At 59.0% G+C, this 18,394-nt stretch carries 14 protein-coding genes; 6 read left to right on the top strand and 8 right to left on the bottom strand.

Going from position 1 to position 18,394, the window contains the following annotated elements:
* Positions 1-4: 4 nt before the first annotated feature.
* The gene (locus sake_RS07200) at positions 5-898 is read right to left on the bottom strand and encodes an amidohydrolase (protein ID WP_178945709.1); all 894 of its coding nucleotides are present in this window, start codon (positions 896-898) and stop codon (positions 5-7) included.
* Between the two features lie 38 nt (positions 899-936).
* On the opposite strand from sake_RS07200, the gene sake_RS07205 reads away from it, so the two are divergent.
* On the top strand, positions 937-1,851 hold the full coding sequence (locus sake_RS07205) for a LysR family transcriptional regulator (RefSeq protein ID WP_129359564.1): 915 nt from the start codon (positions 937-939) through the stop codon (positions 1,849-1,851).
* Positions 1,852-2,044: 193 nt separating this feature from the next.
* Here the strand turns inward: sake_RS07205 and sake_RS07210 are convergent, their stop codons facing one another.
* A complete protein-coding gene (locus sake_RS07210; RefSeq protein ID WP_178945710.1) occupies positions 2,045-3,232 on the bottom strand; it encodes a globin domain-containing protein in 1,188 nt (395 codons plus the stop codon).
* 103 nt (positions 3,233-3,335) lie between these two features.
* Entirely contained in the window at positions 3,336-3,797 is a 462-nt protein-coding gene (locus tag sake_RS07215; RefSeq protein ID WP_129359562.1) for an Rrf2 family transcriptional regulator, read from the bottom strand.
* A gap of 353 nt (positions 3,798-4,150) precedes the next feature.
* Between sake_RS07215 and sake_RS07220 the strand changes: the two genes are divergently transcribed.
* The 3 genes from sake_RS07220 to sake_RS07230 all read left to right on the top strand — a co-directional run bounded on the left by sake_RS07220 (position 4,151) and on the right by sake_RS07230 (position 8,025).
* Positions 4,151-5,323 (top strand): aromatic acid exporter family protein, encoded by a 1,173-nt coding sequence (locus sake_RS07220; protein ID WP_178945711.1) that lies wholly within the window; start codon positions 4,151-4,153, stop codon positions 5,321-5,323.
* 53 nt (positions 5,324-5,376) lie between these two features.
* The gene (locus sake_RS07225) at positions 5,377-6,747 is read left to right on the top strand and encodes an APC family permease (protein WP_178945712.1); all 1,371 of its coding nucleotides are present in this window, start codon (positions 5,377-5,379) and stop codon (positions 6,745-6,747) included.
* Between the two features lie 234 nt (positions 6,748-6,981).
* Complete coding sequence (locus tag sake_RS07230) at positions 6,982-8,025, top strand: acyl-CoA desaturase (protein ID WP_178945713.1); 1,044 nt, start codon at positions 6,982-6,984, stop codon at positions 8,023-8,025.
* A 439-nt stretch (positions 8,026-8,464) separates the two neighbouring features.
* Here the strand turns inward: sake_RS07230 and sake_RS07240 are convergent, their stop codons facing one another.
* The 5 genes from sake_RS07240 to sake_RS07260 are packed head-to-tail and all read right to left on the bottom strand — an operon-like array spanning position 8,465 to position 15,700.
* Entirely contained in the window at positions 8,465-10,030 is a 1,566-nt protein-coding gene (locus sake_RS07240; RefSeq protein WP_129359557.1) for an amidohydrolase, read from the bottom strand.
* Positions 10,031-10,050: 20 nt separating this feature from the next.
* Positions 10,051-11,070: a C-terminal binding protein gene (locus sake_RS07245; protein WP_178945714.1), complete on the bottom strand. Its 1,020-nt coding sequence runs from the start codon at positions 11,068-11,070 to the stop codon at positions 10,051-10,053.
* Positions 11,067-12,689 (bottom strand): thiamine pyrophosphate-binding protein, encoded by a 1,623-nt coding sequence (locus tag sake_RS07250; RefSeq protein ID WP_178945715.1) that lies wholly within the window; start codon positions 12,687-12,689, stop codon positions 11,067-11,069. The genes sake_RS07245 and sake_RS07250 overlap by 4 nt, the downstream gene beginning before the upstream one ends.
* A gap of 3 nt (positions 12,690-12,692) precedes the next feature.
* Complete coding sequence (locus tag sake_RS07255) at positions 12,693-14,360, bottom strand: amidohydrolase (protein WP_178946296.1); 1,668 nt, start codon at positions 14,358-14,360, stop codon at positions 12,693-12,695.
* Positions 14,360-15,700 (bottom strand): MFS transporter, encoded by a 1,341-nt coding sequence (locus sake_RS07260; RefSeq protein WP_129359554.1) that lies wholly within the window; start codon positions 15,698-15,700, stop codon positions 14,360-14,362. Before sake_RS07260 ends, sake_RS07255 begins: the two co-directional genes overlap by 1 nt.
* Positions 15,701-15,943: 243 nt before the next feature.
* Between sake_RS07260 and sake_RS07265 the strand changes: the two genes are divergently transcribed.
* A complete protein-coding gene (locus sake_RS07265) occupies positions 15,944-16,885 on the top strand; it encodes an Lrp/AsnC family transcriptional regulator (RefSeq protein WP_243155661.1) in 942 nt (313 codons plus the stop codon).
* Between the two features lie 61 nt (positions 16,886-16,946).
* A complete protein-coding gene (locus sake_RS07270; protein WP_178945716.1) occupies positions 16,947-18,323 on the top strand; it encodes an NAD-dependent succinate-semialdehyde dehydrogenase in 1,377 nt (458 codons plus the stop codon).
* Positions 18,324-18,394 lie beyond the last annotated feature (71 nt).

Here is an 18,394-nt window from a genome sequence, read left to right on the forward strand (position 1 = left end):
AAGGTCAGGCCCCTTTAATTGCGTTTTGAAGAAAGTCAGCGAACAACCTCGTCGGATTCTCAACGAGAATCTGACGCTGACGCTCAAGTTCGGGGAACCAAAACCCCAGTTGCCCTAACAGGTCGTCGTACCGGAGTCCCACGTTTTCGTGACTGATCCACGGCCAATCACTGCCCCACAGAATCCTGTCCCCTCTCTCTTCCTGAAGTTGCCTAGCCAGTTGGAGAGCGTGGTCGCTGATGGCCAGTCGATACGGAGCTGAGAGCTTCACCCATGTACGGCCCGTAGCCAGAAACTCGGCTACAACGCTTCCAGAAGGCGTCGATAAGTCATTGATGAGACCGAAATGGTCAATGACGAGATCCGCACCAGCATCAAGGACTACTTGTCCGACTCCGGATAAATGCTCTGGTTCAATCAAAACTTCGATATGCATCCCCAACTTCGACGCATTGCGAAAGAGCCGCTGATACTCAGCATCTGCCGGGTCCGGCCTGTTAGGGAGCTGCCACCAGTTCAGCCGAAGCCCACAGACCCCGTGCGAGGCCAATTCGATGAGTTCACTTTCGCTGGTTCCCGGAGCCACTTGTGCAGTACCCAAGAATCGACCATTGCCTTGCGCCAACGCCTCCAGAAGCAGTGAATTGTCATTCCCGTAAAAGCTCGGCGCAGTCAGGACGGCATTGGAAATATTGTTGCGATCCATATTCGCAAGTAGCTCGTCTGCCGAAGCGTCTGCCGTTGGGCTGGAGTGACGGAGAGGCGATAGAGGGGCATCGCGACGCACCACGTGCGCATGGCAGTCGATTCCGGTTGGTTGGCCGGGAGCTGACGAGATGCAAAGAGGTGTTTGTAACTGGGGCATGTTTTTCACGATAAATATCGTGAGCGCGAACACCTATCAACCTAGGTACATAATCTGTATAAGCTCAGCTTATGGAAAGCCTTTCGATACCCTTGCTGCGCACGTTCGTCATGATCTGCAGGCTCGGAACCTTCAGCGCCGCTGCTGAGGCTCTCGACATATCTCAGCCAGCAGTATCGTTACGGGTCCGTCAGCTTGAAAATTTAGCTAGTGCGACCTTGTTCGACCGACACGGCAACACCGTGGTGTTGAGTACAGAAGGTGTTTCACTTCTCTCCTATGCCGAACGTGCGCTCCAGGCGATTGATTCGCTCAACAGTTATCTCGAAGACAAACAACCGTGGACGGGGTTACTCCGCATCGGCAGCTCTGAGCTTTTCTCTATGACAGGTCTTCCTGGAGTCCTCCAGGCCCTGGAATCCGAGCACCCGACGCTCAAAACGAACCTTACGGTCCGGGCAAGCACCTTCTTGATGAAGGCTCTTGAACGGGGTGAACTCGATGCCGCGTTCGTCAGTGATCCCGACCCAACTGCGGACTGCGTGCTCCTCGAACTTGCCACGACGGGACTCGAAATCATCAGCAACGGACACATCGGGCTCCCTGACGTGGTGACACCGAAGGATCTTGCCGGTTATCAGACTCTGCTCAACCCTCGACCATCTGCGATCAACACCATTGTGGCCGACTGGCTCTCCCCTGAAGACGGCTGGTCAGAGACCAACACCTGCGACAGTATTCCGGTAACGATGAGGCTGGTCCGTGACGGCATCGGGGCGGGCGTCATACCGCATTGCATGACCTCGACAGAAGACACGCCAGGCATTGTGCGTCATAGCGCATCTCCTGAGTTACGGAAACTGCGGGTCTACTTGGCACACCGACGTCGGTTGTCCGAAGAACGCGTAAATTTTCTCGCCTCGACCGCCCTCGAAGTACTAGCCCAGGCCTCTGGTTTTGAAGTGACTGGGTCGTCGATTTCTTAATACCTGCGAAAGTGGCACCGAGACACTGCGACCGACATTCAGCACCATGACTCTGCATGTCAGCTACGATGCAACGTCCTGGTCACGCGGCCCGGCCGGGCAAAGCCGGCCGGGCTTCTTCACCGCCGCTGTCACCGTTGGCGGGCGACTCTCAGCGCGGATAGTCCGAACATCCGAGTCAGGGCAGATCGGATCACACCGAGGCGAGCTCCCTATCGTGGATCATCCACTGATCAGGGCCGAAGATTTCGTAACGGATCCGAGGACCGGATACGCCGAAATCGACGAGTTGCGTACGCAGGTCCTGCATGAAGCCCAAGGGGCCGCACAGGTAGGCGACGGCGTTCGAGGGGATGTCGAGAAGTGATACATCAACCCGTCCCGTGATGTCACCGCCCTCGGCCATAAATGAGATGGCGCTGCCTTGGGGCAGACGCCGGACCAAGTCCAAGGCTTCATCGCTCAAAGCCCATTCACTCATGGTGTGCTCGGCATGAATCAGTGTCACGCGACGGTTAGTGCCTGAACGTACCAACTCATCCAAGAAGGCCACCATCGGGGTGATCCCGATACCGGCGGAGAACAGATAAAGCGGTGAGTCATCATCGGGAAGAATATTCGACAGCAAGGCGTCGCCGTAGGGGTTCGAGATCTCGATGACGCAGCCGGGCTGGAAGTCACGGTGCATGATTGGGGTTATCTCGCCATCAGCGTCCCGCTTGACCGCGATGCGGCGTTGATTCGGTCCCGACGGCAGAAGAGTGAACTGCCGCGGCTGAAGCAGCCCATCATCAGTGGTTGCAAACACCGAGATGTATTGCCCAGCTACCGTCGGGGTCATAGGAGTCTTGTCCGCGGGCTCAAGCGTCAGAACGACGACGTCTCGACCGGTCTCCTCACGCCCGATGATCATGAACGGGGAGCGCGAGCTTTGATTCGCCTGCCGGGCACGCAGGTCTCTCTCGAGGCTGATCAAGGAATGGGCCATCAACCAGTAGACCTCAGTCCAGGCGTCGACGATCTCTTCCGTTGCGGACTCCCCTAGATCCTTGGCAATGGCGCCGAAAAGATACGTGTACACGGTCTGATACTCCGACTCCGGGACCCCCAGGGAGACGTGCTTGTGGGCGATGCGGGAAAGCACCTCGTCCGGGTACGAGTCCGGGTGTTCAATAATCCACTGCGCGAAAACGGCGATGGATCCTGCCAGAGCGCGAGGCTGAGTACCTTCCACCTGGGATGAGCGGGAGAATAGCCCATCCATCAGATCGGGACGCGCCCGGAACATGTCCTCGTAGAAAACGGACGCGATCTGCGGGATACGTTCCGCAATGATCGGAAGACTCGCCTCGATCACGGGCCTGGCCTTGTCAGACAGCATAGGAACTCCTTTACTACTCTCGTTGAACCGGTATTAAATAAGCATATTTCATGCCAATTAAATAGCGAGGCTTCGAGTGCCGCTCAACGGCATGAGATTGATCTCAGACGAGACAGTCGGGCGGAGGTTCCAGACCGAGTGGGATCATAATTGGGCCCATCTGGCGCCGGTGCGGCAGCTCGGAGATGATCACGTCATCCAGTTCAGCGTAAAAGGCCTCACGGGCCCGCCGGAGCGCACTACGGAGATGGCAGTCGTGGTCCATGGGACACGTCCCACTGGAGGCTTCGCACTCAACCATTGCCTGATCCCGCTCCAGCTCGCGAAGTAAATGACCGACGGTTTCCTTGAGTCCCACGGCCGTAATGCTGACTCCTCCACCGCGACCGCGCGAGGCATCGACAAGACCGAGAGAGCTCAATCGTGTGACGGACTTGGTCACGTGGTTATAAGGAGTGCCCACACCGTCTGCGATCTGCGCTGAGGTGAGTTTTGTACCGGACTCGGTTGCGGAGAGCAACATCATGACCCGGAGAGTGACGTCGGAGAATGCTGTGAGTCGCACTGCCCTCCTTTGGGATTCTATGGGTGCGGCCCCGAAGCCGCGGGCTGGCGCTGTGCTCGAATGGGAGAACTTATTGTATCCGCATCGGCAAGAGTTAGTCTTCTGCGCACGCCTCACCACGAGCGCTGGCATGGCCGTTCGCGAACGTTCTTTCCGAAATCGGCGTCCGTGCTACGTCGGTGCTGATCACGTCAATCCTCGCGGCCGTGAGTAGACTGGACCGCATTCAGAGCGACGGCCATTGCCTTCTACCTGAATGGCCGGGATAGGAACCCTACGCGGGGCCCGCCGGATACCCGCGCCGTTTTCCCACTCGATTTCAGTACCAACGCACGGCAAGGGTGATTCTTGTGATGCCAGAGTGGCTACGCCAGCCAGCTGACGGGATGCGCAAAGCGACCGAAATCGCCGGCGCCCACCGGGACAGCCTGTTGTTGTTGCTCAAGGGCGTCCTCGCAGCAACGGCAGGATGGTTTATTGCCGACACCCTGCTCGGGGCCCCCTCGCCGACCTTCGCGCCCTTCGCCGCTTTGCTCACAGTGCAGGCGACCATTTCTGGGTCCCTGAAAGACGGGGTGCGATTCATGGTATGTGGAGTGGCGTTGGCGACGCTCGTAACGGCTCTCGTGGGCACCTCAACGGCCAGCTTCGCGGGCCTCGTGCTCCTGGCCTCGGCCTTGGGTCGGTGGCGGAGGCTGGCTCCGCAGGGGACCCAAGTAGCGGTGTCCGCTCTGTTCGCTTTCGCCGCGCTCCTGCAGTCTGATTCCCCCACCATCGATCTGTACAACGTCGCGAGCATGGTAGGTCTGGCCCTACTCGGCTGTTGCCTCGGAGTGGTCACGAATATGGTGGTCGTGCCGCCGTTGCGTTACCGTTCCGCCGAATACGGTATCAGCGCGCTATCGCAATTCATGACAAGCTTGCTGACAGACGTTTCGGAAGGTTTGCGCGAGGGAATCCCCGACCAGCACCAGGCCGATGGGTGGGTCCAACGCGCCGAAGACTACTCGAGACTGGTGGCTCAAGCACGCGCCGGAATCGAAGGGGTTGCCCAGAAAATGCGGTTCAACCCACGGCGAATATTCCAACACAGCTCGGGGTCATACGAGGGTCACCGCATTATCGTCAACACATTGGACCGGGCGGGCGGCGAAGTTCTCTCCATCACCAGGGCGATGGCCAGCATCCGCGACACAGAGAATAGATCGAAAACCGAGCACGACCGATTCTGCATCGACTACAGCCAGTTCCTACCCGTAGTAGGTGAAGCCGTTGGCGTGATGGAAGGACTGCGTCGCCCCGAAGACACGGATGATATTGAGCGCCTCGACACCATCGTTGGCCGAGCACGCACGGCCTACTCCACCATCGCTGAACGCGCCAGGGACTACCAACTGGACGACCCGGATCAGTGGCCCGTTTACGGCTCCATGCAGATCGACGGCCACCGTCTGATCGAAGAGCTCACCCACGCCCAGAGCAGTCTCAAACGGCTTGCGACGACGCCGAGAGGGTATGCGGATTAGAAGATTGAGGCCCGGAGTACCGTGGCCCTCAAGAAGCCTTTCAAGGGAGCATCATGACGAAGCATCCGCAAGACGGGCCGGGTGCCGCCAGGTCCGCCGCAGCCCGGGTTCCATCCAGTGACCCGGCCACGAGAAGCCTCAAACGGAATGTGACCGGATTCCTGCTCTACGTCTTCATTCTCGGCGATGTCTTGGGGGCTGGCATTTACGCCTTGGTCGGCCAAATCGCTGGCGAGGTCGGCGGCGTTACGTGGATTCCGATGACGGTCGCTCTGCTTTTGGCTCTGTTGACCGCGGCCTCGTACGCGGAACTGGTAACCAAATATCCCCGTGCCGGCGGCTCAGCCGTCTTCGCCGAAAGAGCATTCAACTCTCCGTTGGTTTCATATCTAGTGGGTTTTGCCATGCTGGCCGCCGGCGTCGTCAGCGCAGCGGCTTTGGCTCTTGCTTTCGCCGGGGATTACCTCGGTTCGTTCGTGCATATCAATCCAGTATTGGGCGCAATTATATTTCTTTGCCTGGTGGCAGCGCTCAATATGCGTGGAATCAAGGAATCTTTGCGATCCAACGTGATCATGACCATGATCGAGTTCAGTGGTTTGCTGGTCGTCATCATTTGCGTAGGTGTTCTCGTGGCGAACCACGGGGGCGATCTCACTCGGGCAACTTCTTTTGCGAATGATGTCCAGCCTATTCCGGCTGTGCTGGGGGCGGCCATCCTGTCCTATTACTCATTCGTGGGATTTGAGACCTCAGCGAACATCATTGAGGAAGTCCGACATCCCAGCAAGGTTTATCCGCGCGCGCTTTTCGGCGCTCTCATCACGGCGGGCGTGATGTACGCACTCGTCGGCACTGCCGCGTCCGTTGCCGTGGATTCGAATACGTTGGCGCAGTCCTCGGGGCCGCTGAGTACTGTGATGGGTGCGACAGGTGTGCCCATCCCGGCCTGGATCTTCAGTCTGATTGCGCTAGTGGCTGTGGCAAACGGATCTTTGCTGACCATGATCATGGCCAGTCGCCTGGCGTATGGAATGGCTCGGCAAGGGATCCTGCCATCCCCTTTGGCAAGAGTGCTTCCACGCAGGCGAACTCCATGGATTGCCATCCTCGTGACGACGGTGTGCGCCATTGGCCTGACGGTGGCAGGTTCCGTGGCCGTCCTGGCAGAGACCGTGGTCATATTGCTCTTGCTCGTCTTTCTCAGTACCAACGTCGCGGTATTGGTCCTGAGGCGCGAAGAGGTTCCACACCAGCATTTCCGTGCGTGGACTTTCGTGCCGGTCCTGGCCATGATCTCCTGCCTGGTCCTGATCTCTCAGCAGACAGGTGAGGTTTGGCTGAGAGGGGCGGCCATCATGGTCATAGGCTTAGTAATCTACGCGGCCCTTGGTCTCAGTAAGCGATACCGCGGCCGACGGTGAAAGTATCAGCGAGGCGGAGGGGGACGGATTCCTCGAGCCACGACAATCACGGTTTATTCACTCGTCACCTTGTATCTGGATAGTGAAGCGAAATAAGTCCGGGCCCCTCTGATCGCGACGCTGGGCCTGTAGCGGCAGATTGCTTTGTTGCTAGTCTTGAGGAAGTCGCGATGTGTTGCCCCGCTGAGTCAAAGGGTGAGTTGATCGCAAGATCAGGGCACAAAGGAGAGCTCGATGAACACGGACCAGTACGCCAGAGCCTTCCGGAACCTGAGTGAAGAAGTCCATAAGGCCGGTTTGATCCGCCGGCAGTACACTTTCTATTGGTCAATGATCCTTGGGTGTGTAGCGGTCTTGTTGGGACTGTTGGCCGTCGTGATCGTCCTGGGTGCGACCTGGTATCAGATGATAACCGCCGCCCTGATCGGAGCCGTGTTGGCCCAGATAGGCTTTCTCTCTCATGAGGCGGCCCATCGAGAGGTCTTTGCATCCCGGGCATGGAACGAATGGGTTTCTCGAATCCTGTCCGGCACGCTCATGGGCATGAGCTACAGCTGGTGGATGAACAAGCACAACACCCACCACGCCCATCCCAATCAGGAAGGCAAGGATCCCGACGTCGAATCGACGGTACTGACGTTTACTCCCGAAGCCAGTCAGCGGAGGACCGGGCTGAGTGCCAAGCTGGCCGCACGTCAAGGCGTCTACTTCGTGCCACTGTTGCTTCTCGAGGGATTCAACCTGCACGTCCAATCTCTGAAGATGCTCTTCTCTTCCCCTGCAGTACCTCACCGGGTCGTAGAAATAAGCCTCATCCTCATTCGACACATCGCATATTTGACACTGTTGTTCACCATGCTGCCTGCGGGTATGGCGGTTGCCTTTGTGGGTGTCCAGGTCGGCTCCTTCGGCCTCCTTTTGGGAGGTGCCTTCGCTCTGAACCACATCGGGATGCCCACTGTCCCGTCGGGAACCCGCATCGATTTTCTCCGTCGTCAGGTGGTCATGTCACGCAATATCCACGACGGACTGCTGGTGCGAGTTCTGATGGGCGGTCTCCAGTACCAGATCGAGCATCACTTATTTCCCGCCGCGCCGCGGACCAGCCTTCCCGCCTTACAAAAAATAGTCCGCAAATACTGCCAGCAATACGACATCCCTTATGAACAAAGAACCCTGCCCGAGGCGGCAGTGACCGTCGTGTCGTATTTGAATCAAGTTGGGCTCAAAAACAGGGACCCATATGTCTGCCCCTTGGTGCAGCAATACCGAGGTTGAAAAACGATCAATGTCCATCCCGGGGAGATGCAGTATCTTCTGAGGACCGAAACGGAGGATTATCATGAAAGTTACCGTCCATGCGGAAATGTGTGTTGCATCAGGAAACTGTGGACTTGTAGCACCGAACGTATTCCAGAACCCAGAAGAATACGACGGATTCGTGAAACTTGTGAACCCGGACCCGCCAAAGAGTGAGTGGACCGCCACGCGGCTCGCAGAGATCCAGTGCCCCTCGGGAACCATCCAAATCGACGGGCACCCGTTGCCGCCCCAATAGCCTGGCGCGAAACTCCCCATCCGCAAGCGAATTTCAGGTTAAGCATGACGCAGCCGCGTGACTGACGCGTGAGACATCAACTACGGTTTCGCCCGTTGCCAGGCCGTTGCTGAGAAGGGTCACCGGCGACCGGCAGAGGCTTCGCCGGCCCGGCCCGACTCACCATTGTCGGGCATTTGCGCGCACCGAGTAGTCCGGCCAGGGAAGTTCGATCGGCGCCTCGAAATCTTTCGGCAGCAATGCGGGCATCGGTTTCTCTTCGGTTCGTCGGTCGAATTCAGCTCTCGCCTCTTCGAGGATTTCCGGCCGGTCGAACAGATCGAGGAATGTACCGGCGACGGTCTTTCCCGCAGTGACGATCGTCGGGGCTATCGTTTCGGGGATCCCACCGAGAGCGTTCATCACCCACGCCGGGTATTGGCCTCCGCCTTTCGCTGTCGCGAGGGTCGGGCGAGAAACATAAAAACGCACAAGCGGGGCGTAATGCGACATTTCGACGTAGTCATCGCTTGTCCAATTCCGTTGCCAAGCCGGCATCTGCTCACGAAGCAACCGTTCCGCCTCGGCCGGTTCGATGAGCTGTTCGGTCTTGTCGAGGAACGGACGATCCATGGGTTCGAGGCCCAGGCTCTTCTGAATCTTATGTGCCACCGCGACCGCTTCGGGACCGTAGGAAGGTGGACCGACCTGTTCGAGGTTCTCATACAGCGCCTGTGCCAGGACATGATTCGTTCGTCCTGGGCGGCTTCTTGCAACCCACCTCTCCTCAAGTTCGCAATGGGCCATTACCGCCGCCGCCGCTGCATTGCGGTCGAGCACTGCAAGGATATGTTCGGCCATTTCGATGTCGGGTGTGCGCCAGGAGAACTGGAGTCGTGCTACTCGCTGAGGCAGATTGTCCGCTGTGGCCTGCCCATCGCTGAGGATCGCATCGGAGAAGCTCCAGCCTCCGGTGGCCGGAAGCATCGAATCGAGCATGGTCCGGGATGCGGTGTACATCTGTGACAGCGCTACATTTGCTCCCGGCGCCCGAGCAGCGGAGTGTGACGCTGGAATGGGCGAGTTCGGATCCGCCGTCGAAATCTGCCAGGTTTCGGGGTGATCGCAGACGAAGCTGTAGACCTTGGAGTAGTAGGCCCCGCAGTGGGTGTCCCATCGAGCGGTGTTGCACAGGGGAAGCATGTAGAAGGGGTGGAACGAGACGATGGCGTCGACGTCGTCGTAGTAGCCCCGTAGACCGTGGACGACCTTTGAACCGTGCATTTTCTCTGCGGGCTCGCCCGTGTATTTCAGAGTTCCGTGGATCTGATGGACCTCCATGGCGTGTTTGGTGGCCAATAAACCTGCCAGTGTAGAGATCCCTAGGGCCGAATGCGGGTCCGTGTGGCCCGGAGAGAACCGGCTCAGACCCTCGCGCGGAGCTTCCGTTGTCCTGGCAGCCTGGTTGTTTCCCGGCACGGCATCGTACTCGGCGTACGTCAGGAGTCTGGGTCCTTCTCCGTTTGACCACACCGCGGAAAATGCCGTCGGCATTCCTGCCGATCCGTCCTCGACCTCGAAGCCTTCATCCTGTAGGAGCTCGACGTACCAACGCTGGGACCTGTATTCGCGCCATGCAGGCTCGGCCAGTTCCCAGATGTGCGTGTGCCATTCGAGGAGTTCGTCGAGGTGCTCGTCAATCCAGGTACGAGCGGTCTCCTTGGCAGAGGTGTGCATGGGTGACATGGAGTCTTCTTTCGAATATTTCAGTCGTGTGGAGGAAAACCCTGGGGCTTCGGGGCATTTACCGGTGAATCGGGTTGGCAGGTCCGAACAAAGCTGATCGCGTTCTGAGCCTGAATTCGCACATAGTCAATGAGCGTTCGATCGGAGTAGTAGGCGATATGCGGAGTGATGATGACCTCGCTTCGACCCACGAGCGGATGCTCGCCAGAAGGCGGCTCTTCATCGAGTACATCGAGTGCTGCGCCGGCCAGATGCCCGGATTCGAGTGCGGAGGCAAGCGCCGAGTGATCGATGAGGCCTCCCCTGGAAACGTTGACGAGGAAGGACTTCTCCGGCATTCGCGCCATGAAATCCGCATTGATCATGGTCTGAGTGGTCTGGCTCAGAGGAAGATGTAGACAGAGCACATCGGCTTGGGTTCGCACGTCTGCCAGTTCGCACCGGCGGATCCCGAGCCGTTCAATATCCGACTGAACCTCTGCAGTGTTCGGCAGGTACGGGTCGTATCCGATGACCTCGGCGAACAACGGAGACGCCATGTGTGCCAATTTCTTTCCGATCCGGCCGAGGCCGAGCACTCCGAGCGTCAGTTCGCTCAACCGTCGCGGGGCTACCGGTGCCCGATCGTTCCAATCCAGTGGATTGGCTGAGTGCGTGTAGAAAGGCAACTGGCGGAGGCCGGCCAGGAGGATGGACAGAGCATGTGTCGCGACTTCTTCCGTGGCTGCACCAGGAACATTGGTCACAAAGATCCCATGGTCGGTCGCGGCCTCGACATCCACGTTGTCGGTTCCCATGGACATCAACGAGATGAGCTTCAGACTCGGCAGCCTTTCGATCATGTCTCGGGTGATCTCTGAGTAGCCGGGCAGCAGGACTTCGGCACCCTGTCCACCACTGACGATCGCTTCAGGCTCCCGAGTACCGAGTACCCGGACCTCGAATCCGGCTTCTTCGAGCAGCGTGATGCCCGGGGTGATGTCCGTGTCATCGACATCGGTATAGACAGCAACTGGTGGAATCGGATTCGTCGTGGTCACAGATCCTCCTCGTGTGTGTACTCGGCAACGTCAATGTGGATCACCTGTAGACCTCCGGCAACCATGGCGGAATCCATTGCAGCCGCCAGGCCTGCCCGTGTCCTCACACGAGTCCCAGCCCCTCCGAAAGCTGCAGCCAGTCCCACCCAATCGGGTTGGAGGAGGTCAACACCGATCGGAGGTATACCGAGATCGGCCTCATTCTGTCTGATCTCTCCGTAGCCGCCGTTGTCGACAACGACGACGGTGACGTCCTGGTCTTGTTCGACCACTGTGATGAATTCCTGCACGGAGAACATCAGCGCACCGTCACCGATCACGGCGAAAGACGCCCTTTCGGGGGCGGCGATCCGCGCGCCGAGAGCGGCGGGCAGTCCATAACCGAGAGTCGCGAAGGTCCCCATGTACGGAGTCGAGTTCGGTCTCGACGCGGAGAAAACATTAAGCAGGCCGCCGTAGGCGATCCGTGAGGAGTCGGTTGCCAGAATCGCATCATCCGGCAGCGCAGAAACGATGTCCTCAGATAGTTGCGTGTTCTGCGCGGACAATTTCCGGCAATCGTCGTGAGCAGAGTTCAAGAGCTCGGCAACGATGGGCTCCGGGTTACTTGCCTCGCCGTCTCCGAGCTCCTGGACAAGAGCGCCGATCACGGCGGAGGCCTCTCCGACGAGGCCGAGTTCTGCCTGCTGGTTCTTGTTGATCTGCGATTCGAGGATATCGACCCGGATGACGGAACCGGTTGCGTCAAGACGATCAACCCAGAGTTCGGCGTCTCCGAGCTTCGACCCGATGACCAGCAGCACGTCTGCCGACCTGGCGTACTCGCGAATCGAGGGCAAACGCAGGTTGGAACCCAGAGAGAGCGGGTGCGTCTCGTCGAGCACGCCTTTGCCGTTGAGAGTTGTGACCACGGGGGCTCCCAAACGCTCAGCAAGGTGACGCACCTCGGAGGCGGCAGATCGGGCACCGCCTCCGGCCAAGATCGTCGGGGACGCGGCTGTGGTCAGCCTTCGCGCCGCCTCGGCAATGGCCTCAGCGCCGGGAGGAGGCACGGGGTCGAATGTCTGGGGCTTGAGGAGGGATGAGTCTACCTCGGTGACCTCGTCGAGAAGGTCGAGAGGGATCTCAATGTAGACGGGCCGGGGCCGGGACGTCGCGAACAGCTCGAAGGCGTCGTGAATGGAACCTATCGCTTCTGCGACCGTCGTGACGCGACGCGCCCATTCAACGACCGCGGAGGCGGCACCCAATTGGTCCTTGGTCTCGTGCAAAGTCCCTGCGTCGGCGAACCTGGCTCCACGCGGTTGTCCCGGTGACAGGATGATCATGGGCCGGGATTCGCAGAAGGCCGTGCCTGCGGCCGAAAGCGCATTGAGCAGGCCGGGCCCGCTGGTCGTGAGTACGACGCCGGGAAGTCCGCTCTGCAGTGACCATCCGTCGGCCGCGTATCCGGCGCCTTGCTCGTGCCGGGTCGTGACGGCTCGAATGCCCAAGTCAGTCAGCGGACGATAGAACTCGAGGTTGTGAGTCCCGGGAATGCCGAAGACGGTGTCGATGCCGTAACCTCTCAGCATCTCCATGACGGCCCAACCGGTGGTCCTCTTCTTCTGCGTCTCCATGGTTCAGACCTCTTCCGACTGATGACGGCGCCGACCATCAACCCAGGTTTCCAGTACAGGGATTCTTGCGATCTCTGCCGGATCGACGAGCAATGGGTCGTCTCCGAGAATGACGAAGTCGGCGCGCTTCCCGGCGGTGAGCGTCCCGAACTCGTCCTCGCGTCCCAGGCTCTTTGCCCCTTCGAGAGTATGAGCCTTCAACGCTTCGGCGGCCGTGATTCTGAGGGAGTCAGGCCCGAGTTTTGCACCCCGTCGCGTCACCCGAGTGACTGCGGCCTGGATCGCCTCGAGCGGACGAGGTTCTGCAACAGGGGCGTCGGAGGAAATAGTGGTTGGGACATTGGCTGCGAGAAATTCGCCCAGAGGGTTGAAGCGCTCGCCGGGGGTCCCGATCGCTTGTTCGACGCCCTCTCCCCAGTTGTAATAGTGCTGTGTCTGGTTGACGGGGCGGATACCGAGTTCGGACATCCTGGTGATGTCCTCCGGAGTGGGCAATCCGCAGTGTTCAATCCTGTGCCGTGCATCGGGGTCCGGGCGATCTGCGAGAGCCTGTTCGATAGCATCAACGACCATGGCGATCGCCGTCGGCGATTGCGCATGCGTGGCGGTCTGCAATCCGTTGGAGTGCGCCTTGGACACCAATTCACTGTATTCGCGCGGATCATGATAAAGCTGACCGGTGCGGCAAGGATCACCTACGTATCCTTCAGGGAAATATGCGGTCCAGCCGCCCAGTGTGCCGTCGGCATAGAGTTTGATACCCGCCACGGACAGGAAGGCATTCCCGAAGGGCCCGGTCAGGCCGAGGTCGATGACCTGGTCGAGGAGATGGGAGAGGAAATACATGGATACGCGAATCTCGAGCGTACCCCGATCAATCATCTCGAGGTAGGCTGCAAATTCTCGTTTGGACACTTGTGCGTCTCCAAGCGCGGTGACTCCGCCTGCGAGGAATTCACGCTGTACCAAGTTGAGTTGCCGCTGATGCTCGGCCGGTTCGTCGCCAAGATGGAAATTGGGCCCGTGATGACCTATTTTGACCCCGTGCAGGCCCGTGAGCACGTTGCACGCCGCATCGGAAAGCTCACCGGTCAGTTCGCCGTCCGAATCACGGAAGAATTCTCCGCCCTCGGGGTTGGGGGTGTCCTTGGTGATCCCGAATTTCTCGAAGGTGAAAGAATTCACGACTCCGCCGTGCCCGGAGGCATTCATGATGTAAACCTCACGGTCCGCGGCGATCTGGTCGAGTTCCTCCTTAGTGGGGTGTCGACGTTCGACGAGGTTCCGTTGTTCGTATCCGAAGCCGCGGATCGGCACCCCCGCGGGCAGCTTATCTGCGCCCCGACGCATGAGCTCGATGATTTCGGGGATCGACCCGGCGTTGCCGGGAGTGATGTCAATCCATGTCAGCAACTGTCCGTACATGAGTGGGTGTGCGTGCGCATCGACGAATCCGGGGACGATCGTCGCTTCTGGGCGCTCGACGCGGACGGGTTCGTATCCTGCTGCAGCCTGCTCCACCTCGGTCAGGGTTCCGACCGCTTCGATTTTGCCCCCTGCGACGAACATGGCTTCGGCGTCCGGCTTGTCATCGTCGATGGTGTGAATATGTCCGGCCGTGATGATCGTCGGTTCAGAGTTGCGATCGTCGAATGTGGCGAGCCTACGCATCATTTCTCTCCTATGGGTTGAATGGTCGAATTGGTGGAGGGAGTGCTGGCGCCGTTTGAATCGGAATACTGGGGTGCGAACGCTGTGCCCAGCCAGGCGACGAGCGAGAGAAGTCCGAAGAAAGCGACGACCGACCAGATGCTGCCAGTGGCCGCCAGCAGTCCGCTTGCAATCGCAGGTGAAAGACCGCCCCAAACCGCCGCTCCGACGCCGTAGGCCAATGACATCGAGGTGTACCTTGCCTGAGGCTTGAACATCTGGGCCATCAAGGTCGACAACGGTGCCCAGGCACCGGACAGGGTCAGTCGGACGAGCGAGACGAGGAGGAAGATGAGCACAACGTTCCGGCCCTCGATGGCCAGAATGAGCGGGATCATGGTCAGGAATGACAGCCCTATGCCCAAGTACATGATCGTCTTACCGCCCCATTTGTCACCGAGCCAGGCCAAGGGGAGGGTGACGATGGCTTCGATGAAGGACGCAACCGTCATGGCTGCGAGGATGACCTGGGCTTTGACACCCACTTCAGGGTCGGTGGCGTAGTTCTGAACGAAGCTTGTCGCCACGACGTAGCCACCGGACGACATGGCAACGATTCCGAAGCCGAGCAGAATCGGCCACCAGTTGAACTTCAGCGCGTAAAGAATCGGTGTCGATTGCTCGGCCCCCTCGACTTTGTCTTCGAAGACCGGGGTCTCTTCGACCCGGAGTCGCACCCAGATACCCACGCCGATAAGCACCAGGGAGAAGAGGAAAGGAATCCTCCAGCCCCAGGTCATGAGCACATCGTCGCCCATGGCTGCGAGCACCCAGAAGGCTCCCGACGACAAGAGAGCACCGAACGGGTTGCCAAGCTGGGTAAAACCGCCGTAGAAGGTCTTCCATTTCTCGGGCGCGCTCTCGACGGCCATAAGGCTGGCGCCGCCCCATTCGCCCCCAACGGCCAGTCCTTGGAACATCCGTAACACGATGAGAAGTATCGGTCCGAGCATTCCCGCCATGGCATAACTGGGCAAACAGCCGACGAGAACGGTGGCCACGCCCATGACCATAAGAGTAATTGTCAGTGCGGGCTTACGACCGAGCTTGTCTCCGATGTGACCGAAGAGAACACCGCCGATGGGACGCATGAAGAAGGCAACCGCGTACGTTCCGAACGACGCCAGAGTTCCCAGAGACCTGTCGACCTCCGGGAAGAACAGCTGCGGAAAGACAATGGCCGCCGCTGTGGCGTACACATAGAAGTCATACCATTCGACTGTGGTGCCGACGGCAGCGGCGAAACCTGATCGCAACGCCTTTTTGTGCGTCTTCTCCCGGCCCAGATTCGTGGACGACATGTCGAGCTCCCTTGCTCAAGTGTGGGTTACAGACGTCCTGTAATTGCCCCACCGAATATAGGTGATTCCGCGTCATAAGAACACGCTGCATCATGGGGGAAACCGGGTATCTGCCGCGGAAATGAGAAATATTTCGGGCACTTTAGTGACGACCGATTGCTAATCTCGGGGATATACCAAATTTTTGCGGCTAGTGTTGGGCAGAATCAGTGTTTATCGAGTGAAACTGTAACGGAGGACATATTGGCAAAGTCGTCGCGGGCCAATCACCGAGATGTCAAGGATTACAGGGACCTTGATGCCGCTCTCATTCGGGCGCTGCAGGAGAACGGCCGGGCAAGCATCCACGAACTGTCACAGACCCTGGATGCCTCACGCGATCTGGTATCTCAGCGCGTCCGTCGTCTTGTGGACGAAGACGGTCTCAAGATTGTAGCGGCGGTTGACCCTGGTCATGCCGGTCGACAAGTGCTGATCCACGCGATGGTCGACATCGACGGTGCCGCTAGACCGGTGGCATCGAAGCTCTCACAATTCACCGACACGGTACTCGTGTCCATGGTCAGCGGACCACGTCCCATCGTCTTCGAATCCCGGCACGGGAACCACGAGGAAATGGAAATGCTGCTCGACGAGGTACGAGCGATCCCTTCCGTCCGTTCCATCCGCATCACCACGTATGCCGAAGTCATCAAAGGGTTCTTCGTCGCCAAGACCCGCAAGGAGATCTCCCCAGACCCCATCGACTTCGATATCATCGCAATGCTGCAACAGGATGGCCGAACCAGCTATGCCGTGTTGTCCGAAGCAGTCCACCTCTCCCCCTCGTCGGTTCGCGAACGCGTCGCAAAACTTCTCGATGCCGGCGTCATCCGCATCTCCGCCATCCAACCGGGCGGGATTTCTCGGAGTCGGTTCTCCATCGGCCTTGGGATCTCCGCCCGCGGCAACATCGATGACATCCGCGAACATCTGCGCACCACACCGAATATTGACTTCGCGGCACGCACTTATGGCAACCACGACTTCATTGCAACTGCCAACAGCCATGTGTCGAGTAAAGTCCTCGAAGTCATTGAGGATCTCAGAGCACTGCCAGGGGTCGCGTCATTGGACTCTTGGACCCACCTCGACCTCATCAAGGAGGAGTACGCCCGCAGAGTGGGGCAAGTTCTGAGACCGTGAAAGAACGGCGATTCGTGCCCCCCCCTGAGAGCCCTCTTCACAAGCGGAGTAGGGTTGTTTTATGTCTACTTATACGACAACCAACCCGACCACCGGAGTAACCGAACGCGAATTTCCCTCGCTGGATGAGACGGGTGTCGAGCAAGTGCTCGACCGGTCGGCCAACGCATTCGCCGGCTGGAGGGCGACGCCGGCGAATCAGCGAGCATCGATCCTCACGCGGGCCGCTGACGCCTATGATGCCCGGAAGGAAGAGCTGGGGCGGCTGATCGCTGCCGAAATGGGAAAACCCTTGCAAGAAGCAATAGGCGAGGCGGAATTGGCAGGTGCGATTTTCCGCTGGTATGCCGAGAACGGCCCGCAGCTGCTGCAACAAGAACAACTCGATCCTCAGGGTGCCGCCGAATCGCTGGTCCAGACTCAGCCGATCGGTTCGCTCATTGGCGTAATGCCGTGGAACTATCCTTACTACCAAGCCGCCAGGTTCGCCGCCCCCAACCTCATGGCTGGCAATACCATCATTCTGAAACACGCCGAGATCTGCGCAGCCTCCTCGGAAGTGATGGCCGAAATCCTCCACACGGCAGGCGTACCCGACGACGCTTACATCAATGTCTTCGCTTCCAAGGAACAGATCGCTGACATGATCGCCGATCCGCGGGTGCGCGGCATCTCGTTGACCGGCAGCGAGCGGGCCGGTTCCTCGGTGGCCGAGACTGCTGGCCGGAACCTGAAGAAGGTTGTGCTCGAACTCGGCGGGTCAGATCCTCTGATTGTCCTGGACGACGCCGATATCGACCGGGTCGCAAGGAAAGCCGCGAAGGCGCGACTTTCCAATACCGGGCAGGCCTGTAATTCGCCCAAACGGATGATCGTACCGAATGCCCACCTGGATTCCTTCCTCTCCAAGATCACCACGGCTTTTAGCGAAGCACGGATCGGTGATCCTACAGATTCCGAGGTGCAGGTCGGACCGCTGTCTTCCGTTGTGGCACGGGACAATGTCGTGGCGCAGGTCAGAAAGGCCGTCGAGCAAGGCGCGAGACTACATACCGGCGGTCAACCTCTCGACGGGCCCGGGGCATTCATGCAGCCTGCGGTGCTGACCGGCGTCACCAGAGACATGGACGCCTACTCTGAAGAGATCTTCGGCCCTGTGGCTGTGGTCTACGGCGTCGATTCCGTCGATGAAGCAGTCGAGCTGGCCAATGATGTCGGTTTCGGACTCAGCGGTTCGGTCTGGAGCCCTGATATTGACCGCGCCCAGCAGGTGGCAGACAGGTTGGACGTTGGGATGGCCTATATCAACGAACACGGCACAACTCTTCCCGGGCTACCCTTCGGAGGTGTGAAACGCTCAGGGTTCGGCCGTGAACTAGGCCGCTGGGGAATGGGCGAATTCGTCAACACCCGGCTCCGTCGCACCGCGTTGAAATAACAACAGCACGCAGGTGACCTTAGTTGGTGCCGTTGGCCATTGGCTGGACAACGGCACCAATCCGGTTGACG

This window comes from Kocuria sp. TGY1127_2 (assembly GCF_013394385.1).
GTDB lineage: Bacteria > Actinomycetota > Actinomycetes > Actinomycetales > Micrococcaceae > Rothia.

Coding starts and splice junctions, on each gene's coding strand:
- sake_RS07225 (WP_178945712.1), top strand. CDS start 5,377: ATGACGAAGCATCCGCAAGACGGGCCGGGTGCCGCCAGGTCCGCCGCA.
- sake_RS07210 (WP_178945710.1), bottom strand. CDS start 3,232: ATGCTGTCTGACAAGGCCAGGCCCGTGATCGAGGCGAGTCTTCCGATC.
- sake_RS07220 (WP_178945711.1), top strand. CDS start 4,151: ATGCCAGAGTGGCTACGCCAGCCAGCTGACGGGATGCGCAAAGCGACC.
- sake_RS07240 (WP_129359557.1), bottom strand. CDS start 10,030: ATGTCACCCATGCACACCTCTGCCAAGGAGACCGCTCGTACCTGGATT.
- sake_RS07255 (WP_178946296.1), bottom strand. CDS start 14,360: ATGCGTAGGCTCGCCACATTCGACGATCGCAACTCTGAACCGACGATC.
- sake_RS07260 (WP_129359554.1), bottom strand. CDS start 15,700: ATGTCGTCCACGAATCTGGGCCGGGAGAAGACGCACAAAAAGGCGTTG.
- sake_RS07270 (WP_178945716.1), top strand. CDS start 16,947: ATGTCTACTTATACGACAACCAACCCGACCACCGGAGTAACCGAACGC.
- sake_RS07205 (WP_129359564.1), top strand. CDS start 937: ATGGAAAGCCTTTCGATACCCTTGCTGCGCACGTTCGTCATGATCTGC.
- sake_RS07230 (WP_178945713.1), top strand. CDS start 6,982: ATGAACACGGACCAGTACGCCAGAGCCTTCCGGAACCTGAGTGAAGAA.
- sake_RS07250 (WP_178945715.1), bottom strand. CDS start 12,689: ATGGAGACGCAGAAGAAGAGGACCACCGGTTGGGCCGTCATGGAGATG.